Source organism: Bradyrhizobium sp. CCBAU 45321, assembly GCF_028128975.1.
GTDB classification, from domain to species: Bacteria; Pseudomonadota; Alphaproteobacteria; order Rhizobiales; family Xanthobacteraceae; genus Bradyrhizobium; species Bradyrhizobium yuanmingense.
Genome location: NZ_LFKZ01000131.1, coordinates 182,247 through 206,898, shown reverse-complemented (window position 1 = coordinate 206,898; position 24,652 = coordinate 182,247). Strand labels below are relative to the sequence as shown.

Annotated in this window: 30 protein-coding genes and 1 pseudogene; 17 read left to right on the top strand and 14 right to left on the bottom strand. The window is 64.9% G+C overall.

The genetic code is table 11. The annotated features are described in order from the left end of the window. Positions 1 to 128 precede the first annotated feature (128 nt). Positions 129 to 1,004 carry an MBL fold metallo-hydrolase gene (locus ACM43_RS36480; protein WP_271546864.1) on the top strand — a complete coding sequence of 292 codons (876 nt, stop codon included), beginning with the start codon at positions 129 to 131 and terminating at the stop codon, positions 1,002 to 1,004. A 3-nt stretch (positions 1,005 to 1,007) separates the two neighbouring features. Here the strand turns inward: ACM43_RS36480 and ACM43_RS36475 are convergent, their stop codons facing one another. Continuing rightward, positions 1,008 to 2,060 carry a type II asparaginase gene (locus ACM43_RS36475; RefSeq protein WP_271546862.1) on the bottom strand — a complete coding sequence of 351 codons (1,053 nt, stop codon included), beginning with the start codon at positions 2,058 to 2,060 and terminating at the stop codon, positions 1,008 to 1,010. A gap of 295 nt (positions 2,061 to 2,355) precedes the next feature. Beyond that, positions 2,356 to 2,604, bottom strand: coding sequence for a hypothetical protein (locus ACM43_RS36470; protein ID WP_271546860.1), 249 nt, complete (start codon positions 2,602 to 2,604; stop codon positions 2,356 to 2,358). Between the two features lie 203 nt (positions 2,605 to 2,807). Between ACM43_RS36470 and ACM43_RS36465 the strand changes: the two genes are divergently transcribed. After that, positions 2,808 to 3,269, top strand: coding sequence for a cupin domain-containing protein (locus tag ACM43_RS36465; RefSeq protein WP_271546859.1), 462 nt, complete (start codon positions 2,808 to 2,810; stop codon positions 3,267 to 3,269). Between the two features lie 6 nt (positions 3,270 to 3,275). Here the strand turns inward: ACM43_RS36465 and ACM43_RS36460 are convergent, their stop codons facing one another. After that, the gene (locus ACM43_RS36460; protein ID WP_157284660.1) at positions 3,276 to 4,238 is read right to left on the bottom strand and encodes an alpha/beta hydrolase; all 963 of its coding nucleotides are present in this window, start codon (positions 4,236 to 4,238) and stop codon (positions 3,276 to 3,278) included. Between the two features lie 114 nt (positions 4,239 to 4,352). On the opposite strand from ACM43_RS36460, the gene ACM43_RS36455 reads away from it, so the two are divergent. Then, positions 4,353 to 5,030, top strand: a complete 678-nt coding sequence (locus ACM43_RS36455; protein WP_225114113.1) for a nitroreductase — start codon at positions 4,353 to 4,355, stop codon at positions 5,028 to 5,030. A 132-nt stretch (positions 5,031 to 5,162) separates the two neighbouring features. Then, entirely contained in the window at positions 5,163 to 5,366 is a 204-nt protein-coding gene (locus tag ACM43_RS36450) for a hypothetical protein (protein WP_036000317.1), read from the top strand. A gap of 26 nt (positions 5,367 to 5,392) precedes the next feature. Here the strand turns inward: ACM43_RS36450 and ACM43_RS36445 are convergent, their stop codons facing one another. Genes ACM43_RS36445 through ACM43_RS36435 form a run of 3 tightly spaced genes read right to left on the bottom strand, consistent with a single transcriptional unit; the run spans position 5,393 to position 8,000 of the window. Continuing rightward, positions 5,393 to 6,511: an HD-GYP domain-containing protein gene (locus tag ACM43_RS36445; RefSeq protein ID WP_271547268.1), complete on the bottom strand. Its 1,119-nt coding sequence runs from the start codon at positions 6,509 to 6,511 to the stop codon at positions 5,393 to 5,395. Positions 6,512 to 6,561: 50 nt separating this feature from the next. Then, positions 6,562 to 6,894, bottom strand: coding sequence for a PilZ domain-containing protein (locus tag ACM43_RS36440; protein WP_271546855.1), 333 nt, complete (start codon positions 6,892 to 6,894; stop codon positions 6,562 to 6,564). Next, on the bottom strand, positions 6,891 to 8,000 hold the full coding sequence (locus tag ACM43_RS36435) for a DUF2336 domain-containing protein (RefSeq protein ID WP_271546853.1): 1,110 nt from the start codon (positions 7,998 to 8,000) through the stop codon (positions 6,891 to 6,893). The genes ACM43_RS36440 and ACM43_RS36435 overlap by 4 nt, the downstream gene beginning before the upstream one ends. Positions 8,001 to 8,277: 277 nt before the next feature. Here ACM43_RS36435 and ACM43_RS36430 point away from each other — a divergent pair, with 277 nt between their 5' ends. Beyond that, entirely contained in the window at positions 8,278 to 9,225 is a 948-nt protein-coding gene (locus tag ACM43_RS36430) for an AraC family transcriptional regulator (RefSeq protein WP_271547267.1), read from the top strand. A gap of 50 nt (positions 9,226 to 9,275) precedes the next feature. Next, positions 9,276 to 9,866, top strand: a complete 591-nt coding sequence (locus tag ACM43_RS36425) for an NADPH-dependent FMN reductase (RefSeq protein ID WP_271546851.1) — start codon at positions 9,276 to 9,278, stop codon at positions 9,864 to 9,866. A gap of 7 nt (positions 9,867 to 9,873) precedes the next feature. On the opposite strand, the gene ACM43_RS36420 is transcribed toward ACM43_RS36425, so the two are convergent. The 3 genes from ACM43_RS36420 to ACM43_RS36410 all read right to left on the bottom strand — a co-directional run bounded on the left by ACM43_RS36420 (position 9,874) and on the right by ACM43_RS36410 (position 13,427). Further along, positions 9,874 to 11,955, bottom strand: a complete 2,082-nt coding sequence (locus ACM43_RS36420) for a methyl-accepting chemotaxis protein (RefSeq protein ID WP_271546849.1) — start codon at positions 11,953 to 11,955, stop codon at positions 9,874 to 9,876. Between the two features lie 85 nt (positions 11,956 to 12,040). Next, the gene (locus tag ACM43_RS36415; protein ID WP_271546847.1) at positions 12,041 to 12,826 is read right to left on the bottom strand and encodes a 2-keto-4-pentenoate hydratase; all 786 of its coding nucleotides are present in this window, start codon (positions 12,824 to 12,826) and stop codon (positions 12,041 to 12,043) included. 13 nt (positions 12,827 to 12,839) lie between these two features. After that, on the bottom strand, positions 12,840 to 13,427 hold the full coding sequence (locus ACM43_RS36410; RefSeq protein WP_225155977.1) for a TetR/AcrR family transcriptional regulator: 588 nt from the start codon (positions 13,425 to 13,427) through the stop codon (positions 12,840 to 12,842). 125 nt (positions 13,428 to 13,552) lie between these two features. Here ACM43_RS36410 and ACM43_RS36405 point away from each other — a divergent pair, with 125 nt between their 5' ends. Both ACM43_RS36405 and ACM43_RS36400 read left to right on the top strand, forming a co-directional pair. Further along, a complete protein-coding gene (locus ACM43_RS36405; RefSeq protein ID WP_271546843.1) occupies positions 13,553 to 14,035 on the top strand; it encodes a tautomerase family protein in 483 nt (160 codons plus the stop codon). A 34-nt stretch (positions 14,036 to 14,069) separates the two neighbouring features. Further along, positions 14,070 to 14,846: a crotonase/enoyl-CoA hydratase family protein gene (locus ACM43_RS36400; protein ID WP_271546841.1), complete on the top strand. Its 777-nt coding sequence runs from the start codon at positions 14,070 to 14,072 to the stop codon at positions 14,844 to 14,846. 10 nt (positions 14,847 to 14,856) lie between these two features. Here the strand turns inward: ACM43_RS36400 and ACM43_RS36395 are convergent. Then, positions 14,857 to 15,296: pseudogene (locus ACM43_RS36395) on the bottom strand (DUF1810 domain-containing protein). 206 nt (positions 15,297 to 15,502) lie between these two features. Between ACM43_RS36395 and ACM43_RS36390 the strand changes: the two are divergent. The 8 genes from ACM43_RS36390 (at position 15,503) to ACM43_RS36355 (ending at position 21,087) form a co-directional block, all read left to right on the top strand. Continuing rightward, positions 15,503 to 16,453 (top strand): DUF2778 domain-containing protein, encoded by a 951-nt coding sequence (locus ACM43_RS36390; protein WP_157287478.1) that lies wholly within the window; start codon positions 15,503 to 15,505, stop codon positions 16,451 to 16,453. Between the two features lie 66 nt (positions 16,454 to 16,519). Further along, positions 16,520 to 16,777, top strand: coding sequence for a hypothetical protein (locus tag ACM43_RS36385; RefSeq protein WP_024338019.1), 258 nt, complete (start codon positions 16,520 to 16,522; stop codon positions 16,775 to 16,777). 95 nt (positions 16,778 to 16,872) lie between these two features. After that, positions 16,873 to 17,373, top strand: coding sequence for an SMI1/KNR4 family protein (locus tag ACM43_RS36380; protein ID WP_271546839.1), 501 nt, complete (start codon positions 16,873 to 16,875; stop codon positions 17,371 to 17,373). Between the two features lie 185 nt (positions 17,374 to 17,558). Further along, the gene (locus ACM43_RS36375; protein WP_271546837.1) at positions 17,559 to 18,650 is read left to right on the top strand and encodes a TRAP transporter substrate-binding protein; all 1,092 of its coding nucleotides are present in this window, start codon (positions 17,559 to 17,561) and stop codon (positions 18,648 to 18,650) included. Between the two features lie 256 nt (positions 18,651 to 18,906). Next, positions 18,907 to 19,605, top strand: coding sequence for a septum site-determining protein MinC (minC, locus tag ACM43_RS36370; protein WP_271546835.1), 699 nt, complete (start codon positions 18,907 to 18,909; stop codon positions 19,603 to 19,605). A gap of 19 nt (positions 19,606 to 19,624) precedes the next feature. Continuing rightward, on the top strand, positions 19,625 to 20,440 hold the full coding sequence (gene minD / locus ACM43_RS36365; protein ID WP_271546833.1) for a septum site-determining protein MinD: 816 nt from the start codon (positions 19,625 to 19,627) through the stop codon (positions 20,438 to 20,440). After that, a complete protein-coding gene (minE, locus tag ACM43_RS36360) occupies positions 20,437 to 20,718 on the top strand; it encodes a cell division topological specificity factor MinE (RefSeq protein WP_025035955.1) in 282 nt (93 codons plus the stop codon). Before minD ends, minE begins: the two co-directional genes overlap by 4 nt. 183 nt (positions 20,719 to 20,901) lie before the next feature. After that, positions 20,902 to 21,087 carry a hypothetical protein gene (locus ACM43_RS36355; protein ID WP_271546830.1) on the top strand — a complete coding sequence of 62 codons (186 nt, stop codon included), beginning with the start codon at positions 20,902 to 20,904 and terminating at the stop codon, positions 21,085 to 21,087. Positions 21,088 to 21,105: 18 nt separating this feature from the next. Here the strand turns inward: ACM43_RS36355 and ACM43_RS36350 are convergent, their stop codons facing one another. After that, positions 21,106 to 21,354 (bottom strand): hypothetical protein, encoded by a 249-nt coding sequence (locus ACM43_RS36350; RefSeq protein ID WP_271546828.1) that lies wholly within the window; start codon positions 21,352 to 21,354, stop codon positions 21,106 to 21,108. 113 nt (positions 21,355 to 21,467) lie between these two features. Next, positions 21,468 to 21,860 (bottom strand): hypothetical protein, encoded by a 393-nt coding sequence (locus tag ACM43_RS36345; protein WP_271546826.1) that lies wholly within the window; start codon positions 21,858 to 21,860, stop codon positions 21,468 to 21,470. A 127-nt stretch (positions 21,861 to 21,987) separates the two neighbouring features. Between ACM43_RS36345 and ACM43_RS36340 the strand changes: the two genes are divergently transcribed. Next, complete coding sequence (locus tag ACM43_RS36340) at positions 21,988 to 22,770, top strand: SDR family NAD(P)-dependent oxidoreductase (protein ID WP_271546824.1); 783 nt, start codon at positions 21,988 to 21,990, stop codon at positions 22,768 to 22,770. A gap of 1 nt (position 22,771) precedes the next feature. Here ACM43_RS36340 and ACM43_RS36335 read toward each other — a convergent pair whose 3' ends face one another. Further along, positions 22,772 to 23,002 (bottom strand): DUF6894 family protein, encoded by a 231-nt coding sequence (locus ACM43_RS36335; protein ID WP_025035960.1) that lies wholly within the window; start codon positions 23,000 to 23,002, stop codon positions 22,772 to 22,774. A gap of 351 nt (positions 23,003 to 23,353) precedes the next feature. Further along, positions 23,354 to 24,424 carry a hypothetical protein gene (locus ACM43_RS36330; protein ID WP_271546822.1) on the bottom strand — a complete coding sequence of 357 codons (1,071 nt, stop codon included), beginning with the start codon at positions 24,422 to 24,424 and terminating at the stop codon, positions 23,354 to 23,356. Positions 24,425 to 24,652 lie beyond the last annotated feature (228 nt).

Below are 24,652 nucleotides of genomic sequence, written 5' to 3'. Positions count from 1 at the left end.
CCGCGATCATCTTCTCCGGGGTTTGAGGTTGATTTGCGGCACGGGGCGCATGGGAGGCTCCCGGGTTCGGCGCCTTGAATGCCCTGATTCCGTTCGCTACGCTTTCGTCAAAAAGGGAGCGAACACCCATGAAGCCAGTCCGGATCGGCGACATCTCCATCGATGCGGTGATCGAGCGGGAGGGGCCGTGGCGCCGGCCGCAGGATTTCTTCCCGGCCTATGACGAAGACGTGTTCAAGCGCCATCTGCCGACAATGGAGCCGGAGGTGTTCGACGCCGCGCGCGGCATGATGGTGATCACCTATCAGACCTTCGTGGTCCGCACGCCGCGTTACACCATCCTTGTCGACACCTGCACCGGCGAGGACAAGGGCCATCCGCCGCCGTTCGATTTTCCCGGCAAGGCGCGCTGGCGCAACGAATTGTTCGCGCTCGGCATCGGCTTCGAGCAGATCGATTACGTGTTCTGCACGCATCTGCACATCGACCATACCGGCTGGAACACGACCTTGCGCGACGGACGCTGGGTGCCGACGTTTCCCAACGCGAAATATGTCTTCCACAAGGGCGAGTATGCGGCCTGGGAGGCCGAGCATGCCAAGGGCAACAATCCGCCCGGCACCGTCTTTCGCGACAATTGCCTGCCGATCGTCGAGGCCGGGCAGGCGCTGCTGGTCGACGACGACTACGCGCTCGACGATACCGTGACGCTGACCCCGACGCCGGGGCATTCGCCTTGTCATTGCTGCGTGAACATTTCTTCGAACGGCCAGCGCGCCGTGGTCGCGGGCGACCTCATGCATCACCAGATCCAGTGCCGCGAGCCGGGCTGGTCGGCGAAGCCGGATTGGGATGCGAAGCAGTCGGCGATGTCGCGACTAAAGTTCTTCGCCTCTGTTGCCGACACGGACACGCTGATCCTGCCGATCCATTTTCCGGCGCCGACGGCCGGGCTGATCAAGCCGTTCGGCGCCGCTTTCGATTACCGTTTCAAGCGCAAGTAGCCTCTAATAGGCGTAGAACATCCGCTGAATGTCCTTGGTGTCGGTCGTCTTGGTCAACGCCAGCATCAGCAAGATGCGCGCCTTCTGGGGATTGAGCGTATCCGAGACGACGAAGTCGTGCTCATCGTCCTTGGCCTCGCCATTGCGCGCGACGATGCCGTTGCCGACACGGCTGCTGCGAACGATCAGCACGCCTTTCTTGCGGGCATCGTCGAGCGCCGGCTCGACCGCCGGGCGGGCCAGGCTGCCGTCACCCACGCCGGCATGCACGACCCCCTTGGCGCCGGCAGCGACAAAGGCGTCGATCGCGACCCGGTTCATGCTGGCGTAGCCGTAGACGATGTCGACCTGCGGGAGGACATCGAGCTTGGACACGTCAAATTCGGAATCCGCCGTGTGCCGGCGGGTCGTTTGGCGATAGAAATACGGCTTGTTGCCCTGCATGTAGCCGAGAAAGCCGAGTTCGGGCGTGCGAAAGGTGTCTGCCGTGGACGTGTTGTTCTTGGTGACGTCGCGCGCGGCGTTGATCTGATCGTTGAGGGCGACGAGCACGCCCTTGCCGACGGCTTCTTCACTGCCTGCGAGGATCACCGCATTGAAGAGATTGATCGGGCCGTCCGCGCTGATCGCGGTCGATGGACGCATCGCACCGACGACGACCACAGGCTTCTTGCTCTTGACGACCAGATTCAGGAAATAGCTGGTTTCCTCGATTGTATCGGTTCCGTGCGTGATCACGATCCCATCCACGTCGTCCTGCGCGAGGAGCGTATTGACGCGCTTGGCGAGCTTCAGCCAATAATCATTGTTCATATTCTCGCTGGCGATCTGGAAGACCTGCTCGCCCTTGACGTTGGCCACGGTTTTCAACTCGGGGACGGCGTTCAAGAGGGTCTCGATGCCCACCGTGGCCGCGGTATACCCGATGACGGTGGTGCTGCTCGCCCCGCTGCCGGCGATCGTGCCGCCGGTTGCGAGAACCATGACGTTGGGCAGGCCGGGGCCTCTCGCGTTGGCAACGTCAACGATCATAAGCAGCGTAAAGAGCACGCTCATTATCGCCACCAAGTGATCACGCACGCGGAACTGCAACATCTCGTCCATCCTTTGCTGGAAGCCTCGTTGATGCGCCCCGGTTCGCTCAGCGCCGCATCATCTGTCAGCCGCTGCGTTCTGTCTAGGGTCGCGGCGCGTTTGCTTTACGCGCTCGGCGCGTGTCGGAAACTGGCGGCGGGGTGGGGCACAAGGAGCCGATGGCCGGGACATCTGGCGCGAAGACGCGCTTCTGCCCGGCCATGACGGCATTTCATTTGTGATGGCTTGCTGAAAAAGCTGGGAACGGACTGCGCGCTTACGCGCTGGTCTCGCACTTCTTCATGAAGCTGTTCTTGGCGGCGCCGGCGAGCGGCTTGCCGTCGGCGCTGACGGCCTTGGGCGCGCAGGCGTCTTCCTTGCATTTCTTCAGGAACGAGGTCTTGGCGGCGCCGGCCAGCGGCTTGCCGTCCTTGCCGACGGCCTTGCTCTCGCAGGTTTCTTGCGCAAGGGCCGAACCCGCTGCGAAGGTGGCAACGATCGCAGCGACGAAAATCCGCTTCATCATGGGGGTCTCCTGAACCAGAAATGGCCGGCAGATTGGAGCCGGGAATCGTGGCGCAATCAAGCAGGATGAGCACTGGGCCGCCCGGTCGCCCGCTGATTTTTGCACTTCAAGCGCGGGAGATGTCGCCTCTGTTGCAGTGCTCGCTGACCGCATCGGGCGATCCTGCTAGCGTTGGTCCCTTGAGACGGAGAGGAAGCATCGTGATGGACGCGGCGATCCCGCACGACCAGGCAGCCGATCGGCATTCCCACCTGGTTCGCCCCCAAGACATGGATTGGCAGAAGACGCGCTTTCCGGGCTGCGAGGCCAAGACGCTGCTGTTCGATCGGCGTACGGGGCTGATGACCGCCTTGATGCGTTTTGCGCCAGGATCGGTGCTGCCCGATCACGAGCATGTCGGCATCGAGCAGAGTTGGGTCATCGAAGGTGCGCTCGTCGACAAGGAGGGGCCGGCCAAGGGCATTGCCTGCAAGGCCGGCGAATTCATCTGGCGCGAGGCAGGCAGCCGGCACGCCGCCTGGTGCCCGGACGGGGCGTTGATCCTGGCGATCTTCCAGGTGCCGAACAAATTCTTCGAGGCCGACGGCCGCGTGGTCGATGCCGCCGGTCAGGACTGGGACGAGACTTGGGGGCACACCGGCGCGCAGCGGCCGCAGAGCGCCTGATCGCCTTCACGCGCCGCGCATCAGCAGCGCCTTGAAGTCGGCCCGCGCGCGCTGCGCTTCGGCGCGTGCGACGTCGGAGGCGTCGCCCATGCCGAAATAGCCATGGATCAGGCCGGGACCCTCATGGTGCTTGACGCGGACGCCGGCGGCCTCCAGCGCCCGCGCATAGGCGGCGCCTTCGTCGCGCAGGGGATCAAACCAGGCGGTGGTTACGACCGCGGGCGCGACGCCGGCCAAGGAGGCAGCCCGCAGCGGCGAGACGCGCCAATCGCCGGCGTGTGCGGGATCGGCGAGATAATGGCCGCAGAACCATTCCATCGTCGCCCGCGTGAGGAAGTAGCCCTCGGCGTTCTCGCTGCGCGAGGGATACCGCGCGTTCTCGCGCGCATCGGCATAAGCGCCGACGACGTCGGTGACCGGATAGACCAGCAGTTGCGCGGCGAGCTTGATGCCGGCCTCTCGACAGGCGATCGCGCTCGTCGCTGCGAGATTGCCGCCGGCGCTGTCGCCGGCAACACCGAAGCGCTTTGCGTCACCGCCAAATTCCGCGACGCGGCCAAACACGTCGCTGACCGCGGCGAAAGCATCCTCGAAGGCGCCGGGAAAGCGCGTCTCGGGTGGGCGGCGATAGTCGACGGAGACGACGACCGCGCCGGTCTCGATCGCAAGGTTGCGCGCCTGCCGGTCGTGGGTTTCGAGATCGCCCGCAACCCAGCCGCCGCCGTGGAAGAACACCACCGTCGGTGCCGGCGCGGCGCCGACCCGATAGACCCGTGCGGGAAGCAGACTGGCGCCGCCTTTCACCCTGATATCCTCGACGCTATCGACCGGCGGCGGCGGAATGGCGGCACGCGAGGCAGCCAGTGCGCGCAAGGAATCGCGGGCGCTCTGTGGCGTCATGACCGTGGGATCGCGCATAGGCATGAGCGGAATGATCTGGGCGATGACGGGATCGAGCGGTGCGGCCATGGGCTTTCCTCACAGGGTTCTTGGTCTTGCTTGGTCATTAGCATAGGTTTTGCGGGCAGCATCGGCAACCGGCGTGCGTCGCAAGGCCGGACGACGGGCAGGGAGGTTCACGAGGTGGAATTCGAGACGCTGGTCCAGTCGCGCCGCAGCGTGCGTGGCTTCAAGAACGAGCCGGTGCCGCGCGCGGTGATCGAGGCGATCATCGAGAGCGCCAAGCGCGCGCCCTCGTCGATGAACACCCAGCCCTGGCATGTCCATGTGCTCACGGGTCATCCGCTGGAGGAGGTGCGTCGCCGCAACATGTCGGAGATGGCCGGCGGCGCCAAGGTCAAGCGCGACATCGTCAGCCATGGCGAATACCAGGGCGTGCATCGCACCCGGCAGGTCGACATCGCCAAGAAGCTGTTCGGCGCGATGGGAATCGCGCGCGACGACAAGCCGATGCGGCAGGACTGGGTGCTGCGCGGCTTCCGCCAGTTCGACGCGCCGGTCTCGCTGGTGCTGACCTATGACCGCGTGCTCGATCCCGGCGCGGTCTGCCACTTCGATCTCGGCGCGCTCTGCTACGGCATCGTGCTCGCGGCGTGGGACCGCGGGCTCGGCTCGGTCATCAACGGGCAGGGCATCATGCGCTCCGACATCGTGCGCGAGGTCGCCGAGATTCCGGAAGACGAGGTCATCATGACCTGTGTCGCGATGGGCTATCCCGACGACGGCTTTGCCGCGAACGCCGTGCGCTCGGACCGCGAGCACAACCACCAGTTCGTGCGTTACGTGGGTTTTGCCGATTAGCACGAGCAAGAGGAGATTATTCTCTAGCGAAAATATTTGGTGCGGTGTCGCGAGTGGCCTCTTGCAATCTCGAAGTCGCGGGAGGAACAATATGCGGACTGAGAGGTTTGTTGCTGGCGCGAGGGAATTGATATGCGGCGGCTGGCTAGCCTGGTTCGGCGGTTCTTCGGTCCGCGACTGCGGCCTAAGATCGATGATGATCCAAGTCTTCCTTTCACACCCGAAGAGTTCGGCCGGCTGATTCGCAGCGGCCGGCACGAGGACATGAAGCTGCTGGCCGACGGGCTGGCCTGCCGCTCCATCCCGCGCCGCGCCAGCCATCGTGCGACGCATTAGGCTGCGCTCGAGACGGGTCACAGCGCTCACCGCGTGAGCGCGACCTGCTTGAACGCGCGGACCAGCGCCTTCTCCAGCTTGCCCGTCATCTCGCACAGAACGTCGTAGGCCTCCGCGCGCGGCATGGTCGGCTTGTAGTGCCGGTGCTCGATCAGGGCTGCGAAGATGTCCGAGATCGTTAGAATCCTGACGATATCGCCAATGCTCTCGGCGCAGAGCGCATCGGGATAGCCGCTCCCGTCGAGGTACTCGTGATGATGGCGGACGGCATCGAGAATCTCCGGCGAGATCCCGTCATGGTCCTTGAGAAACGTATGGCCGGCGGCGGGATGCGTTTCGATCAGCGCGCGCTCGGCGGCATCGAGGCGGCCCGGCTTGTCGAGGATGGCGAGTGGAATCTGCGCCTTGCCGATGTCATGGAACATGGCCGCCGAGTAGAGACGTTCCAGGTCGGCCCTGCCGACGCCGAGGCTCAGTCCGAAGTCGATGGCGACACCGGTCACCAGCAGGCAATGCTGATAGGTTCCTTCGTGGTGCCGCCGCACCGTCATGAGCCACTCCGTCAGGCCATGCCGGGTGATGCGATCGGCGATCTGGCGACCGGCTTCCTTGGTGGCGTTTACGTCGAGCGGCTGGCCCAGGGTGACGGAGGTGAACATGGATGCGATCGCGGTCGCGGCGGTCTCGACGGCAGTGTCGGCCTGCGCGCTCGCGCGCGACGCAGCCGAGAGCGGATCAGGCGGATCAGACAGCGCCGCCAGCAGCTTCGCCCGGTTGATCGCGCCCGGCAGGACCAGGGTCGCTCCAAGCGCATAGGCCTGCGAAACGGAGACATGCGAGGTGTGCTCCAGCAGGAAAATCCGTTTCTTCGCTTTTGCGAGCTTGCCCGCCCGTTTCTTGATCGCCGCGATGTTGTCGACATCGCGAAGCTCGGCGCGAATGACGATGGCGGACGGCACCTCTGACAGCTTGGCCTCAGCGTCCAGCCGCTCGCCCGCGACGGCAAAGCGTTGCTCGAGGATCGAGCACACACCGGCCAGCTTGTCGGACGTGTCGGCCAGCACATGCACGAACGGGCGCGGCGCTCCAGCGACGGCGGTGCCGTCGAGGCTGGTGGGTTTGAGTGTGGTTTGCGCGTTCTGCACGGACATGACCCGGAATATCGCGGGCTCCCATCGAGGGGTCGAATTCTCGTCTACTTGGCCTGAGCGGCGGCCTGCGTTGCGGCAGCCGGCGTACTCGCCTGCTTCTTCTTGCTTTGCGAGGTGACGAAGTGGATGCCGGCCGTGGTGCCGTCGATCCAGACCAGCTCGCAGCGCCGGTAGGCGAGGCCCGTCGACGACAGCAGCATGAAGAATTCCTTGGCCTGGAGCACGTCCAGCGTGCCCTCGACCTCGACCTTCGCGCCCGTCTGCGAGACGTCGAGCAGGACGCAGCTGCGCCGCCAGGTGCCGTCGGAGCCCATCAGATTGACGGGCTGCCGGTGGTCCATTCGCACGCGCGCCGCCTTGCGGCCATCGAACTTCATTGCTTGTCTCCCACTCGTGCGGCGCGATGCGTCCCATCGCTTGGCTTGGCGCTTGCGGCGATTTGCCCCCAGCGCACCGTCCATTGGCTCGTGGACAGCAACTGCGTCTCGAAGATCCGTTGGGCTCGTTCGCGCTGGGCAAAGGAAAGACGCGCGCCGCTGCGATTGCTCAGGATGGCGAGCGTGGTCTGCCAGTTGAGCCGTGAAGCGCGGCAGGCCATGACCAGACCCTCGCAATCCTCGTCGGCCATGACGTGCTCGACGATGTCGAGAGGCGCCCCCGAAAGCACCGACAGCGCCGTGAACAGATTGGCGGTCTCTCCACGGATCGCAAAGCGGTTCACGGCGGAATCGTTGAGCTTGCCGATGCGATTGAGGGCGACGATCTCCGGCCGCGCGCTTGCATAGGCGGCCGCGCAGGGCAGCTTGGCGATGTTTGGCGCGGCCGTTGCGCCTCGAGGCGACACGGCGGCCTTCTGCCCTGTGCCGGATTTCGGCGCTGCCGAGGTCGACAGCAACTCCCGCACGACCGTGTCGGGCGTATCCGGCCGGAGCGTCAGTGCCTTCGTGAGTTCACCATCCGTCAGGCATCTCTCAACGAGCGCAGCGTAAGCGGCATCAGAGAAACGTGCCTCTGTATTGCCGATCAGCGCAATACACGCGCTGCGGGCGCCGACCTTGATCAGCGTCTCGATCACCGGCGGATCGATAGGCGCGCGGGCGGCGATCGCACATTGCTGCCGTTCGCCGGTCGCGGCCGCGATCGAGTTGAGATCGGCCGCGGACAGAGACTGCGAGCTGAGCAAGACAGGGCACGCCACCTGTGGATCGCGGTGGGAGGCGAGGCGTCGCACGGTCTTCGGCGGAGCCACCTTGAGCTCCGCGAGTGCCGTGCTGAGATCGATCAGCGCACCGGCCCCCACCCGCTCCGTCAATCGCAGCAGAACGCCGTCGGTCACATTGGCGAGCAATTCCTGAGGCCGGTCGCGGCTGCTGGTGAGCAGCTGCAAGATGCCGGAGAGGATGCGGGTGCAGCGGTCCAGCGGACACGTTGCGACTGCGTCTTCCAACTCGACCAGAGTATCAGCAGGCGAACTTGCCATCATTGGCGGGAGCCTGAGTTGAAAAAACTTGACTATACAACGTTCGTTATTGCACCTTACATCTGTTAATTTTTGATTTTAAAAATTAAATGTTGGGGTATTAATGCACCGCCAATTTCCAGGAAATACTATCGAAATTTGGTGGGACACGGCGCCACGGCCTGTCTTTATCTTCAATTGTCTAGGACAAGTTTGATTGTTTTGCGTAACCGAAAGCCGAAAGGGGGAGCGGCACGCGGCCGGACGGACGTCAAACACGACGCTGCGTTTTCTTATTGCCATGAACAAAATTGATGATGTGCCCGGGGTGGCGCTCAGAACATTTCACTTTTCAGATGCCGACGAATTTCGAAGCGCCATTCGCGGGCTGAATTTCGAATTCACGCCCTTTGTACCGAAGATTTCGGCCGAGCAGACAATCCTGTCGTTGCCCGGCTGCGACGTGAACTTGACGCGCGCGTTTCCGCGGGTGGTTGACGCACAGCTCGTCGAGAATTGCACGGCGATCGGCTTCACCATGGACGATCTCAACGTGCCAATTCGCTTCAACGGCTCGCAACGGGCGCGACCCGCCGTGGTCATTGGCAACGGCGGCGCGGCCTACACCACCATCGAGGAGGTGCAGCGGCAGATCGCCTCGGTCGTTTTCAGGCCGGAGGTGAGGGATCGTGGCTGGCCGCCCACGCTCTCGAGCTTCAAGATCTTTGAGGTTTCCGCGACTGGCTTGCAGCGGCTGCGCGGCGTGGTTCGTGGGGTGCTGGCCGAGGCGTCCGGGCCGGTCCCGCCACCGGAGCTCTTGTTGAAGAGCGCCGCGATGAAGGAGTCCCTGCTCGCAGCCGTCGACGAGGTCTTTGAATCGATCGTTCCGGTCCGCTGGACCCTGGGTCCCAACGACGGACGGAATTTCAGGATCTTCCAGGATATCCGCGCGCTGCTGTCCGACGACCTGTCGCAGCCGATCTATAGCGACGAGATCGCCCGCAAGCTCGGGCTGTCGGTTCGCACCATGCACGACGTCGTCCGCCGCTATCGCGGCATGAGCCTGCACCGCTATTTGCGTCTGCACCGGCTGTGGCTGGTGCGACGGCGCCTTCTCGCCGGGGCCGATAGCGTCAAGGCGGTGGCCCTGGCGTACGGCTTCTGGCACCTCAGCGATTTCTCCAGAAGCTACCGCGACCAGTTCGGCGAGACGCCGTCGCAAACGCTGGAGCATGGTCGCGGACGGTAATGCGACAAATCGAGTAGGGCTGGGCGCCGGTTTCGTGCTACCGTCGAGCCATGAGCAATCGCATTCTCGTTCTCTACGGTTCTTACCGTTCCGACCGCATGGGCATCCGCCTTGCGAATTTCGTCATCAACCGGCTGCGCGGCCGCGGCGAGGACGTCGAATTCATCGACGCCAAGGCGATCGGGCTGCCGATGCTGGACCGCATGTACAAGGAACATCCCAAGGGCTCGGCGCCGGAGGCGCTCGAGAAGCTGGCCGGGCAGATCCGCGGGGCCGACGGATTCGTCTTCGTCACCGGCGAGTATAATTGGGGCATGCAGCCTGGGCTGAAGAACCTCACCGACCATTTCCTGGAGGAATGGTTCTGGCGCCCGGCCGCGATCGTGAGCTATTCGGCCGGCCGGCTGTCCGGAGCACGCGCGGCGACCGCCTGGCACGGCACGCTCTCGGAGATGGGCATGGTGGTGGTATCGAGCACCATCGGTGTCGGCCCGATCGCGCAGACGCTGTCGGAGGCCGGCGAGCCAATCGGCGATGGCGGCAAGGCCCTGGAGCGCTCGTTTCCGCGCTTCGCCGACGATCTGACGTGGTGGATCGAGGCGGCGAAAGCGCAGCGCGCGCGTAAGGCGCCGCCGTATTGACGTCGCGCTACGCCGCCCGGACCTCGCCAAGGAAGCGCTCGAACTGGCCGGCGAGATCGCGCGACTGGGTCGAGAGCTGCTCGGCCGCGCCCAGCACCTCTCTTGCCGCGGCGCCGGTGTCGTCGGCGGCGCGCTGCACGCCGGAGATGTTGCTGTTGACCTCCTGGGTGCCGCGGGCGGCCTCCTGAACGCTGCGGGCGATCTCCTTGGTCGCCGAGCCCTGCTCCTCGATCGCCGCCGCGATCGCGGTGCCGATCTGGTCGATCTCGGCGATGACGTCGGCGACGTTGCGGATCGCCGCCACCGTCTCGTCGCTCGCGGTCTGGATCGCGGTGATCTGCTCGGAGATCTCCGTCGTGGCCTTGGCGGTCTGACCGGCCAGCGACTTCACTTCGGAGGCGACCACGGCAAAGCCGCGGCCGGCCTCGCCGGCACGGGCGGCTTCGATGGTCGCATTTAGCGCAAGCAGGTTGGTCTGCTCGGCGATGCTCTGGATCAGCGTCACGACGTCGCCGATCTTCTGCGCGCCCTCGGCGAGCGTGCGCGCGGTGTCGCCGGTGCGGCGGGCATAGTCGACGGCACGTGCCGCGATCTCGGTGCTCTGGGCGACCTGACGCCCGATCTCCGCGATCGAGGAGGTCAGCTCTTCAGTGGCGCTCGCGACCGTCTGCACGTTGGTCGAGGTCTGTTCGGAGGCGGCGGCGACCACGGCGGCCTGGCTGTTGGTCTGCGCCGCCGTCGAGGTCATCGACTGCGCGGTGCTTTCCATTGCAGCAGAGGCCCGCGACAGGCCGCCGACCAGCTCGGTCACCTTGGCCTCGAAGGCGCGGGTGAGATCGTCGAGCGCCTGGGCGCGGCGCATCTTGCCGTCGTTCTCGGCCTGCTTCTCGGCCGCGAGCCGATCGGCGCGGATCATGTTGTCCTTGAACACCTGAACGGCCGCGGCCATCGCGCCGATCTCGTCGGAGCGCTCGGCGCCCCGAATGGTCTCCGCAACCTCGCCGTCGGCGAGCCGCGACATGCGCGTCGTCAGGCCGACGATCGGCGCGCAGACGCGGCGGCGAACCGTCACGATGAGGCCGGCGCTGGCGATCAGCACGGCGACAAGGCCGACGAGCGCGATCGTGAAGCTGGTGTGCGCGGCCGACGAAGCGCCGGCGAGAATCTGCTCGGCGTTGTCGTAGAAGGCGTCGCGGACGCCGATGATGGTGCCGAGGCCGCGCTGCGTGGCGGCGTAATAGGTATCCATGTCGTGTTCGTATTTGCCGGTGATCGCGCCGTCCTTCACCAGCTTGAGCTCGCGGCCGAACTCCTCGACATAGATCGCGTTGAACTTCTCCAGGGCCTCCGCGACGTTCGCCGGCGTTGTTGGATTGCCGCGCAATTCCTGCAGCGACATCACGATCTGATCGTTGCGGCCCTGCGAGCGGGCAATGTCGGCCTTCTCGGCGTCGGTCGCCGGCTTCTTTCCGCCGAGGAGATTCTTGTGCAGGCTGGAGTTGAAGCCGCCGACGTCGCGCAGCGTCATCGCGACATTGGCGTAGCTGGCCTGCCGGTAGGCGTCACCGTTCAGGATCGCCATGCGGCGGACCTGCTCGTTGAGCAGCGCAGTCACGCCGCCGTTGAGCACGGCATTGTCGGCGACGATCTTCTTGGCGGCGTCCTTGCGCGCATCGGCGGGACCCGCCAGCGCCTTGTCGATGGCCTCGCGCAAGCCAGTGAACTTCGCGTTGATGCCGTCGATGTTGCTGCCGATCGTGGTGCCGTCGTCGAACGGGCCGGGCAGCTCCTTGCGCAGTGCATTCATCTTGTCGCGGGCGCGGTCGGTCTGCTTGCGCAGCTTGTCCTGCTCGGCCAGCAGCGCAGGGTCGATGGCCGCAGGTCCATAGAGGATGTTGGTGGAAAAGCCGCGCTCCGGATTAAGATAGCGCGGGATGTCGCTGACCGCGCGGACGATCGCGAGGCGGCCTTGCGCCTCGCTGATCAGTTCCATGGTCTGATATTTCGTCACGGCGACGTAGACGGCGAGGCCGCCGCCGACGGTCGAGAGCGAGACGATGGCGCTGGTCAGGAGCGTACCGATTTTCATGATCTGTCCGGCAAATAACGGAGAATTATTTCGCCCGGACGATAGGGCGGCCATGTTAATCAGCGGTTTACGCTCTTTTGCCGTCTCAGCTGTAGGTCGCGCTGACCGATCCCAGCGGGCCAAAATCGGCAACGTAGGTTTCGCCAGCCTTGGGCCGGAGCATACCGGTCAGCGTTCCCGTGCTGATCGTCTGGCCGGCCTTGAGACCGATGCCGGTCCGCGACAGCTCGTTGGCAAGCCAGGCCAGCGGCACCAGCGGATGGTCAATCGCCTCTGCAGCGGAGCCGCGGCGTCTCTCGATGCCGTTGCAATTGAGGACGACATCCTGAGTGGCGACGTCGCGGCTGCGCCAGTCGGCGATGGGCTCTCCGAGCACGATCGTTCCTGATCCAGAGCCGTCGGCCATAATCGCTGGCATCGGCGGAAACGCCGCGTCGTGAATGAAGCGGCACTCGGCGAGCTCGATGCCGGGATGCAACGAGGCGACGGCGTCGCCGACCTCGTCCACCGTATAGGGCTTCGCGCGCGGCGGCAGATCGGCGCCGAGAAGCGCCTGGAACTCGACTTCGGGGATAGGGCTGCATTGTCTGGCATGCTCGACGCTGGCGGGCGAGCTCTTGATCAGGGGCGCGAACACCCGCCCATAGATCGGCGAGGAGATGCGAAGCTGACGCTGGAGCCCGGACTTCATGCCCGCGATCTTCCAGCCGACGACATCCCAGCCGAGTTCTTCTTCAACCATCTGCGCGACTTGGTACGCCGTGTCCGCATCCGGTGGGACCAGCCGTTCGTCGAGGCCGCTCTGTTGCCGGCCCTCGCGACGCAAATCGGCGAGCTGACGGGCGAGTTCGCGTTGTCGGGACAAGTCCATGCGCGTCTCCAATCTATTTTTTTGTGCAGGCGAGGGCGGTTGCGAGGACGATCTCCAGTTCCTCCTGAACCTGATCGAGCGCGTCGGCGCTGCGGCTGGCGCGGCACATCGCGACCGTGCCTTCGATCGAGGCGACGACGAGGGTTGCAAGCCGCTCGGCGCGCTCGGCAGCCAGTCCTTCGCGCAACAAGGCTGCTTGCATGATCCGCCGCCAATCGGCGAACACGCCGTCGGCGAGGTCGAGCAGGTGCTGCTGCGCGGCCGCGTCGTCCTTGTCACTGGGCTCACCGACATAGCGATCGACCGCCACGGCGAGCACGGGGCAGCCGGCCTCGAAGCCAGTTGCCTCCAACTGACGGCGCCATGATGCGACAAAAGCCTTGAGGCCGCCGATCACGCCGCGTTCGTTCATGGCTTTCTCCAGAGGAATGGATACCTGCCGTCCGGCGAAGGTCACGGCTTCGGCGATCAATTGCGGCTTACCGTCGGGGAAGTGGTGGCTGATCGAGCCGCGCGGCGTCGCTGTGTGGCGGACCACGTCGCGCATGCTGGTGGCGTTGACGCCGCGGCGGCTCATCAGGTCGGCGGCGCCGGCGATCATCCTGTCGCGTGTGGTGGCAGTCATCGGGAATCCTGCAATTGGCCATCTCCATCTAGACTATGACACTTGACATAAGCAAGCCGCGATGAAATATGACGAGTGTATATTCGTGGAGAGATGCCAATTTGACCATCATCACCGTCACCGCACCGGCCGGACGGCTCGGCCTGCCGCAGCGTCGGCAGCTTGCGGAAAGCCTGACCGACGCCGTGCTCGAGCCGGAGGTCGGCCAGAAGGCGCCGGCGGCCCGAATGGGGTTCCAGGTGCATTTCCACGACCTGCCGCCCGACAGCATGGCGATCGGCGGCCGGTTGCTGTGCGATCAGGACAAGCCGCGCGACATCATCACCGTCAACATCGCCGTCATGAACGCGGCCTGGCCGGCGGAGGTGCGCGCCGAGGTGATCCGCAACGTGCTGGCGCGACTTGCGGAGGCCTGCAGCATGCCGGCGCCGTCGCCGACCTGGTGGGTCAATTTCGAGATCATCGATGAGGGAAGCTGGGGATCGCGCGGCGGGGTGCTCTCGATCCTTCAGCTGTTGGATTCCGGCGTGTTCACGCCGGCCCGGATCGAGGCGATCCGCGCGGCGCTTCAGCAGCCGGCCTGACTTGCTGCCAACACCACAATCGGGAGACGAGCACATGAGCGAAGGTCAGATCCGCACCGAGGTGCACGGCCACGTCCTCAAGATCATCATCGCCAACGCCGCGAAGAAGAACGCGTTCACGCCTGCGATGATGGAGCAATTGTCCGATGCACTCACCGAACTGCACGACAACGATGCCTATCGCGTCGGCGTGGTCTGCGCCGAGGGCGGGGATTTCACTGCAGGTCTCGATATGCCCAAATTCTTCGGTCCCACCGCGGAGAAGCGCAACACCAAGGACGGCAATGTCGACCCGTTCGGGCTCAACAAGCGCTGCCGCAAGCCGATCGTGACGGCCGTGCAGGGTATCGTCTACACCATCGGCATCGAGTTGATGCTCGCCGGTGACATCGTGGTTGCAGCCGATGACTCACGCTTCTGCCAGATGGAGGCGAGGCGCGGCATCGCACCGCTGGGCGGCGCGCATTTCCGCTTCTTGTCGCGGGCCGGCTGGGGCGATGCGATGTATCATCTGTTCCTCTGCGACGAGTTTTCGGCGCAGCGCGCGCATGCGATCGGTCTCGTCCAGGAGGTCGTGCCTGCAGGCGAGCAGATCGAGCGGGCGATGACGCTCGCCGCCATGATCGCGCGCAATGCGCCACTCGGCATTCAGGTGACCAAGGAAGCGGCGGCGAACTATGTCAAAGCTGGCGAAGCGGCCGCGATTGCCTACATCCCGAAAATTCGCGATCGCGTGCTCGGCAGTGCCGACGCCAAGGAAGGCATCCAATCCTTCATCGAGCGTCGAGCGGCCGTCTTCCAGGGGCGCTGATCGGCGCCGACTAGCGCGGCGCCTGATCGAGCTTTGCGAGAATCTCCAGCGTGGCGCCGTCGCGTTCGCCTGCGAAATATCGGGCGAGCGCCTGATCGAAGACGGGCTCGTCGGAGACCGCGCCGAACAGCGTCATCGACGAGCGGAATTTGGCGTCATCCGGCGCGCCGAGGATCGCGTTGATAGTCCGGCCATCGACCGCGAGCACCAGCCTGGTGCATTCGATCAGGCGACCGCCGAGGATGGGGTGGGCGAGATAAGCCTCGGCCTCCGCGCGGGAGCCGATGGCATAGCGCTGCGACATGGCGCTGAACCCGAGACCTGCGACCTGGGGAAGATGAACCACATCCAGTGAGTCTGCTTCCGGCCCCTAGCCAGCTCGCCCAAGATGTCGCCGTAGACCGGGTCTTGGGCCCGGACAAAGCGATCGAGATCGAACGGATCGGTCATTGGATACCTTAGGGGATACCTTTGGAGGGCCTTGGCGGCCCCGATTATGCCTAACTTTTGGCTCCCAATGTGGTAGCTGGTATAGAGTCTCTCCGGGTGGGGGTGGGTAAGCCCCCGGGGGTCGATTTGGGGATCTGATGGTTTCCGACGCAGCACACGCCGAGAGGCTGTTGTCGCGCCGCCGTGTCGGGCGGGCTGAAACGATTCTGCTGTCCGTGGCCGCGATGGCGCTGGCGCTCGGCGCCGCCGCGTGGGTCGCCGATATCAGCGATTCGACCCCGCTGGTCTCCGCGGCGTTGCCGCCGGCCAATGCCCCCTCATTCGAGGACCGTTTCGCCTCGGCCTCGGCCGGCCCGTCGCCGCGCGAGCTTGGTTTGCGGGTGCTGGAGCGCTCCGCGGTGAATGCGGCCCAGCTCAAGCTGCGGGATGCCAAGGCGATGCTGGCCCAGAAGCTCCAAGGCGACGACTGGCGCTCGATCCTGACCGAGGACGACCGGTACATGACCGAGGAGGCGAGGCGCTCGCAGCGCGCCGACGCCATCCCCATGCCGCGCGCGCGTCCGGTCCAGGCGGACTTCTCCGCTCAGATCGCCTCCAGCCAGGCCTATGCGGACACCAATCTCAGGGTCGACAACCGCAATTTCTTCGAAAAATTCACCGACAAGATCAAGCTGGCCTCGCTGACGCCCGGCGACGGCCTGCTCGGCAGGGGGCCGGACCTCGCCGCTCTCGGCTACGATTCGCGCACCGCGGTCTACGACATCTCGGCCAAGGCGGTTTACCTGCCGAGCGGCGTGGCGCTGGAAGCCCATTCCGGCCTGGGCGCGCTGATGGACAATCCTGACCATGTCGATCGGCGGATGGTCGGCGCGACGCCGCCGGCGATCTACGATCTGAAGCCGCGCGAGAAGCCGTTCCACGGCGTCCGTGCGCTGCGCATGACCCCGGTCGAAGGCACCAGCGCGCTCGGCCGCGTCGGGCTGCTCACGCACAATTACCTGCTCGGGCCGCGCGGCGATTCCAACGGCTGCGTCTCGATCAAGGACTATGATCGGTTCATCAAGGCCTACGACAATGGCGAGTTCAACCGCCTCGTCGTGGTGCCGAGCCTGCGCGGAGCGACGACCGCCTCGCAGCGCGCGAGCACCGATTCCTGATATTCGCCTGCGACGGCGGGGCTGCCGTTTCCCCTTCTTTAAGCCGTCCTCGTCCAGAAGCAGCCCATGAGTGATCCATCCAGTTCCGAGACCCCGCTGCGTACGACGTTCAAGATCAAGCTGAACGGCGACACGTTGGCGATCGCGACCGTCGGCCAGGCCTATCAATTCCTGACCAACTTCAAGTCGGTCGAGTGGATGGAATTTCGCTCGCTGCATGAGGACGCCGTCGCGGCCCTGGAAGGCGCCGCCGGTAACGCCATGCTGGCAGTGCAGGCAACCAACGCCGTGCGCGCGCTGTTCGTCAGCGCGAAGCTGCTCTGAGAGAATCTCTCCCTCTGGCCTGATCCGTCGTCCTCGAACCCACTGCAAGGCGGGTGCGACGAAGGCTTGCGCGTCCCGCGCCAGGGAGAGGGAATATGAAATTGGCAGAATTCATTGCAGGCATCGACGTTGGCGCGGAGCAACCAACCGAAGCCGCGCTCACCGCCTTCGAGACGTCCATCGGCTGTCGCTTGCCGGACGACTATCGCCGCTTCCTGCTGGCCTGCGCCGGCGGCTATCATCAGGGGGGCGCCGACTTCAACTGGCCGCATGGGGACTGGGCGGGTTCGGTGCAGGAGGTGCTGGGATTGCGGACCGAGGAGTGCTCGCTGGTGCAGACGCGCCAGACGCCGCAATGGCCGACCGTCGATGAGCTGCTGTGGATCATGAGCGATCACGGCGGCAACCCGATCTGCATGACGATCGACAAGGCCCATTTCGGCAAGATCTGGTTCATGGACCACGAGATGGCCGAATACGAAAAGCCCTGGACACTGGCGCAGGCGATGTCCGATCAATGGGGCTATGTCCTGCCGCTAGCACCGACGTTCAGCGATTTCATCGCCGGCCTGTACGAGGAAGCAGCGGCCGCCTGAGGCGAGGCCGGGCCGAGCGGGCGGGTCCGCCGCGACATGCTGGGTCCAGCTGGTCCACGGTATCCGGTGCAAGCCCGACCTGTCTTTTCCGTCGCTTGAACTCCGCTCCCGGAACGGGCAAACGGTTCGACAAGAAGCCGTGGCCCAAGCCATCCATTCGACGCTGAGTTCAAGGGAGACCCATCATGAAACGCCGTACATTCCTCCAAGGTGGTGCGGTCGCCGGCGCGACCACGCTGGTTGCGGCCCCTGCGATCGCGCAGAGCATGCCCGAGATTAAATGGCGCCTGACGTCGAGCTTCCCGAAATCGCTCGATACCATCTTCGGCACGGCGCAGACCTTTGCGAAATACGTTGCCGAGGCCACCGACAACAAATTCCAGATCCAGACTTTTGCGGCCGGCGAGATCGTTCCCGGCCTGCAGGCGCTCGATGCGGTCAGCACGGCATCGGTCGAGATGGCGCAGACCCCGCTCTATTTCTACATCGGCAAGGAGCCGGCGCTGGCCTATGCCACCGGCGCGCCGTTCGGCATGAACCATCGCCACCAGGAATCGTGGTGGCATTTCGGCGGCGGCGCAGACCTCACCAACGAGGCGCTCAAACCGTTCAAGGCGCACGCCATCCTCTGCGGCAATTCCGGCACCCAGATGGGCGGCTGGTTCCGCAAGGAGATCAAGACCGTCGACGACCTCAAGGGTCTCAAATTCCGCATCGCAGGCATGGGCGGCCACGTGCTGGCAAAGCTCGGCGTCGTGCCGCAGCAGATCGCCGGTGGCGACGTCTATCCAGCCCTCGAGAAGGGCACGATCGATGCCGCCGAGTTCGTCGGTCCCTATGACGACGAGAAGCTCGGTTTCCAGAAAGTCGCCAAGTACTATTACTTCCCCGGCTGGTGGGAAGGCGGCGCCATGCTGCACATGATCGTCAACGACGAGAAATGGGCTTCGCTGCCCAAGCAATATCAGGCGATCGTCAACCAGGCGGGCGCGGCGGCCGGCGCCTGGATGCTGGAAAAATACGACAGCGTGAATCCGGTGGCGCTCAAGCGCCTGATCGCAGGCGGCGCGGAGCTGAAGGCGTTCCCGCAACCGGTGCTGGAGGCCTGCTACAACGCGACCCAGGAGCACCTGAACGAGCTCGCTGCCAAGAGCGACCTGTTCAAGCGGACCAAGGAGAGCCACGACGCGTATATGAAGGAGGTGCTGTTCTATACGCAGATCGCGGAGAATTTCTACGACAACTATCTGCTCAGCAAGACGCGCAGCAAGACCTGAGCGGAAGAGACGAGGGGGCGGTGTTTACGCCGCGCCCAGCTTCGTAGCCCGGATGAAGCGCAGCGCAATCCGGGAGAGTGCCGGGTGAGGCGAGACCCGGATTGCGCCAACGGGCGGCGCGTCGCGCCGACCGTTGGCTCCATCCAGGGTACAGGACTTTGCATCCGCTCACGTAACCGCACGGAGACATTAACCAGCCATTAACCATATCGGCCGCATCGTTAACCATTCAATAACAGGGAACGAGTCGGCCGCCATGGAGGCTGCAGCAAAGGTCCAACGTCAGATGGTGCGCCTGCGCGGGCGCTCCTATGTGGCTTTCGTGTTCACGCCGACGGTTCCGGTGCAGGACTGGCTGCACGAGATCGACGCCACGATTGCGCGCTCGCCCGGCTTTTTCGCCGGCCGGCCGGTGGTGATCGATCTGTCCTCGGTCGATCTCAGCCAGGCCGGCATCGGCCATCTGCTCACCAGCCTGCAGGACCGCAACATCCGCGTGCTCGGCATCGAGGGTGTGGAGGAGGGAAGGCTGACGCCGATGATGCCGCCGCTGCTGTCGGGCGGACGCAGCTGCGTGGTCGAGCAGAGCGCGCCGAAGAAGGGCAACGTGAAGGCCGAGACCAAGGCGACGTCGCTGCTGCTCGAAAGCCCCGTGCGCTCGGGCCAGACCGTGATCTTTCCGGAAGGCGACGTCACCATTCTGGGCTCGGTCGGCTCCGGCGCCGAGGTCGTCGCCGGCGGCTCCATCCACGTCTATGGCGCGTTGCGCGGCCGCGCCATGGCGGGTGTCAACGGTCACACCAGCGCGCGCATCTATTGCCAGAAGATCGAAGCCGAACTGCTTGCAATCGACGGATTTTATCAGACCGCCGAGGACATCGACGACGCTTTGCGCGGCCGGCCGGCCCAGGCCTTCCTGCAAGGCAACACCATGCGAATTACAGCGCTGAACTGACCAGAAGGAGACAATCGAGATGGCCAAAGTACTGGTCGTGACATCAGGCAAGGGCGGGGTCGGCAAGACCACGACGACCGCCGCGCTGGGAGCGGCGCTCGCGCAGCGCGGCGACAAGGTGGTCGTCGTCGATTTCGACGTCGGCCTGCGCAACCTCGACCTCGTGATGGGCGCCGAACGCCGCGTCGTGTTCGATCTCATCAACGTGGTGCAGGGCGTTGCGAAGCTTCCGCAGGCGCTGATCAAGGACAAGCGGCTGGAGAATTTGTGGCTGCTGCCGGCGTCCCAAACCCGCGACAAGGACGCGCTGACGGAGGAGGGCGTCGGCAAGGTCATCGCCGAGTTGCGCAGCCGGTTCGACTGGGTGATCTGCGACAGCCCGGCCGGCATCGAGCGCGGCGCGTCCATGGCGATGCGCTTTGCCGACGAGGCCGTGATCGTCACCAATCCGGAAGTCTCCTCGGTGCGCGATTCCGACCGCATCATCGGCATGCTCGATTCCAAGACGGTGCGGGCCGAGAAGGGCGAGCGCGTCGAGAAGCATATTCTCATCACTCGCTACGATCCCTCGCGCGCCGCGCGCGGCGAGATGCTGACCATCGACGACATCCTGGAGATCCTTGCGACGCCGTTGCTCGGCATCATTCCGGAGAGCCAGGACGTGTTGAAGGCCTCCAACGTCGGCACGCCTGTGACTCTGTCGAATGCCGATGGAGCGCCGGCACGAGCCTATATGGACGCCGCCAAGCGCCTGTGCGGCGAGAACGTGACAATGCACGTTCCTGCCGAGCGCAGAGGATTTATGGATCGGCTGCTGCGACGGAGGGCTGCATGAGCATGGGTCTGCTTCGACTTCTCCGCGGCAAGAAGGCCTCGGCACCCGTCGCTCGCGAACGGCTGCAGATCCTGCTTGCCCATGAACGTGGAATGCGCGGCCAGCCCGATCTGCTCGGTGTGCTGCGTGAGGAAATTCTCGCCGTCGTGTCCAGGCATGTGACGCTGGACCCGACCAAGGTCATCGTCCGGCTCGAGCGCGGCGACGAGGTCTCGACCCTCGAGGTCGATATCGAGGTGCCCAACGATTTCGAGCGGAAGAAGGTGGCGGTCGCGTAGAGCGCAGCTTCACGTTTTGGGGTGGGTGAAAAGGCGGTCCGCCGGGCATGGCGGGCCGCCTTTGTCTTTGCCGCTCACATCGACGTCTTGGACCTGACATCGACGGAACGCGCCCCACGCCTCGATCGTTGTGAGCGACCCCCGGCGGCGTTGCGCCGTCTTTGGTCACACGGGAGAGCGCCCATGATGTCCGAGGTCCAGGTCCATACACTTGCCCGGCAAATGCTCGAACAGCACGGCTTTGCTGCGATCGCGAAGGCCGCTGAGCAGGCCCAGGCCTGCGAGGGCCGCGGCGAAGTCGACGAGGCCAGGGAATGGCGTCACATTGTGGACGCCATGAAGATCATGCGCGGCCCGCATCACAGCTGACATTCGAACGCGCGAGTTTCAACGCTCCCCGCGATCGGCGCCTTGCTGCGGCGTGCGATTCTGTGTCTGGGGCTGCCCGCGCTCGCTGGCTTCCTTGCAGGGCAGCGGTTCCCACGAGCCGTCCGGCGCCTGCTGATAGGCACTGCAGGATGGCGAGGTGGACTTTTCCCCGCCCTTCTGGGCGTCGGAGTTTCTCGCCAATGCGGGCGCAGTCAGCACCGCGGCGGCTGCGATCGCGCCGGCGAAAACGAAATGGATACTCCGCATGAGGACCTCCTGTTCGAATCCGAAAAGAGGCCGCATGCTTTCGAGGATTGTGACGATTTTGGGCCGCGGCGGAGATTCCGTCGCGGCGTGCTTAACGCGGTGAAGCCGGCGCGCTAGCCACCCTTGCTGCGGATCAGGCCGGCGAGATTGGTCTTCTGGGCTTCGCACCAGCCGGACATGCCGAGGCGGCGCTGGTCCAGGTCGGTCGCCTTGGTCGCGATCGCGACCTCCGCCATCAGGTCATCGTCCTGCTTCTCGCCCATCTTGCCGCCGGTGTGCATCCAGGCGATCGCTTTGCGCACCTTCTCGGTGGTGCCGTCGGGTAGCTGCATCTGCTGCGCCCTCTGCACGAGGTCCTGATAGGCGAGATCGGTGTTGGGACACTCGACCTTGGCGGCGAAGGCCTGCAAGACCATCGTCACATAGGTCGATCGCGGCGGCGCATCGCCAGCGAGGGCCGGGGCGGCCAACAGCAACAGGCCCGTCATCAGAAAACCGGTTCGCATCCTTGGGACCTCCTCCATTTTCTCGAGAGGCTAGCGTCCGCCGCGCTGCTCGGCAATGGGATCGGGACACAATTGTCGCCGCTCGGCCGAGTAGGCTAACCTGCGCTCCCCAGCATCGGAGCGCGACATGAGCCTGTTCAGCACGCCGTTCGATCCCACCCGCGACACCGCGCTCGTCACCGGCGCGGGCAACGGCATCGGCCGCGCGATCGCGCTCGGCCTGGTCGGCGAGGGCATCCGTACCGTGTTCGCGGATGTCAGCGCGGAGCGGGTGCGCGCCGCGATCGGCGCGAGCGAGAGGCCAGATCTCGCCGTGCCCTGGGTCGGCAATCTTGCCAGCCTCGAGGCCTGCGATGAGCTGCTGACATCAGCACATTCCGCGCTGGGCGAGGTCACGCATTTCGTCCACAGCGCCTCGCCGCCGCGGCGCGAGGCGGATCACTTGCTCGCAGTCGATCGCAACATCTGGCAGGAGATGCATGCCGTCAATCTCGATGCCGGCTTTCACCTGGCGCGCGGGCTCGCCAAAGGTCTGATCGCGGCGAAGCGGCCGGGCTCGTTCCTGTTTCTGACCTCGCTACATGCGGGCACGCCGCGCAACCTGGCGCATTACTCGACGGCAAAGGCCGCCATGGCGATGCTGGTGAAGGAGCTGGCCAAGACGCTCGGACGCTACGACATCCGCGTCAACGCTCTAGTTCCCGGCGCGATCGCAGCCGGCGGGTTCGTCGCCGATCCCGCGCTGGCGCGGCACATTCCGCTCGGACGCCTCGGTGAGGCCGGGGATCTCGCACCGATGGCGCTCACGGTGCTGTCGAACAAGCTGTCCGCTTACGTCACCGGCGCGGCCTTCGTCGTCGACGGCGGATTGTCGCTGACGAACTGGTTCGAAGCACCAGTGCTGGATTAGCCTAGCGCTGCCAGGCCGGCACCGGATCGAGCGGCGTGCGATAGAGCTCGTTGTGATCGCGATCGGTGACGCGCACCGCGCAACCCTTCTGCTGCAGCTCCGGCTTCACCTGCGACAGCTCGCAGGCCAATTGATCAGCGCGATCGGAGGCAACCTCGATGTCCTCGAGGATGATTCCACCCTGGTTCTTGAACTCTTCACCAACCACGAGATCGAAATAATAGTAGGGCATCCGAATTCCCCGGTGTGACGATCTGAGCTTCAGTGCAAGTCTCAACACATGTCGGATGGTACCACTGAGTCGACCTCTATCGAATGAACAGAGCGCGCAATCTCTGGGCTTATGGCGCAGAAATGATGTGCAGCGTGCGGGCTCGTTAAGAATTTATTAAATATGCCTGCGCGATCATTAAGGCATGGAATTGCAGCAGAACCGGGCTCCGGGAACCGGCAGCTGCAAGAGAAGGCCGCCGGCATAGATCCCGACGGCCTTTTCTCTTGAGCGAGACGTCGCTCACCGTAATCGCCCGGAGTTAACGCTTCACATCGACTCGGACAGCGTGCGCGGGACGTCGGCGTTATTCTAACGCAGCGGCATCGGCGGACGAACGATAGGTCCGTCGTCATCGGCAACGGCTTGCGTCGTCGTGGTCGGCGCAGCCGGCGGCGCGGCGGCGGCCTGCGTTGACGGCGGCGGAGGTGCGAGCGGTGCGGGCGAAGAAGCCGGCATGTAGGTCCGCGTTACAGGCGGCTTGGGCTTGCGAACCGGCGGCGCCGCGGGCTGCGACGGGACCGCGGCTGCGCGTGCGCGCGGATCAACCGGCGGCCGCGCTTCGGTGACCGGCTTCGCTGCGGGTGGCCTCGCCATCTCGCGCGCCATCTGCTCCTGTCCGGCCTTCAACTCGGCGATGTTGGCCTTGAGCTGCTCGATCTGCTGCGCCATGGCGGCGAGATCGCGTGTCATCGATTGCACCGACTGCGCCGCGTCGACGGGCTGTGGTGCCGCGGGCGGAGCCGCAGCAAGCTGAGCTGCGGGCGGCGCAGCAGCTTGATCTGCCGTTTGGTTGGGTGTGGCTTCTACTGCGGGCGGCGCGGCCTGGGCGGCGGCGACCGGCGCGCTTTGCTGCGGTGTCGCAGACAGCAACGAGGTCGTCGGGAGCAGCGAGGTCAGCGCCGGCGTCCATTCGGCCAGCAACTGCTTTGCTGTGTCGCCGTGCTTCTCCCAGGCGATGCTCGCGGCCACGCTGGCGCCGGCAAGCAGGAACGCGACGGACGCGCCGCGCAGCCACTTGCCGACCGAGGATCGCCTCTTGATCACGGGACCATCGCTGGACGTGACGCGGACAGCGGTGTCGATCGACGGTGCCGCAGTGGATTTTCCGTAGACGACGCTGATGGTGGGCTCGGGCGCGCGCGCCGGCTCCAGACTGAACTTCGGCGTGACCTTGGGCTGCGGGGCAAACTTGGGTTCCGGGGCAATCCTGGGCTCCGGACGCGGCGCGATCTCCGGCGCCAGCGCTGGCGACACGCTGGCGGGGCGCGAGGCCCGCACTATCTCAGGCGAGATCTGGACCGCGTCGTGAGGATCGTTGTCCTTGACCGTGTCTTTCACGATCTCATCGACGATTTGCTTGGCATTCAGCGTCGCGAGCATCGCAGCTCCTTTGAAGCCCAGTGTTCGAGGTTAAGGCATCCGCATTGGCGCGGGGCTGATCCGAGGTGAGCCCATCCCCGGTCCCCATGCGCACGAGTCCAGCCGGGTTTGACCAAAGCAAGGCGAGGGGATGGAGATGATGCGACACTCTTCCGCCCTTTGTGGTGATGGAACCCGATTTGCCGAACACGCGCATGTGTTCCTGCACCGCCTTGTTTTCAGCACGAT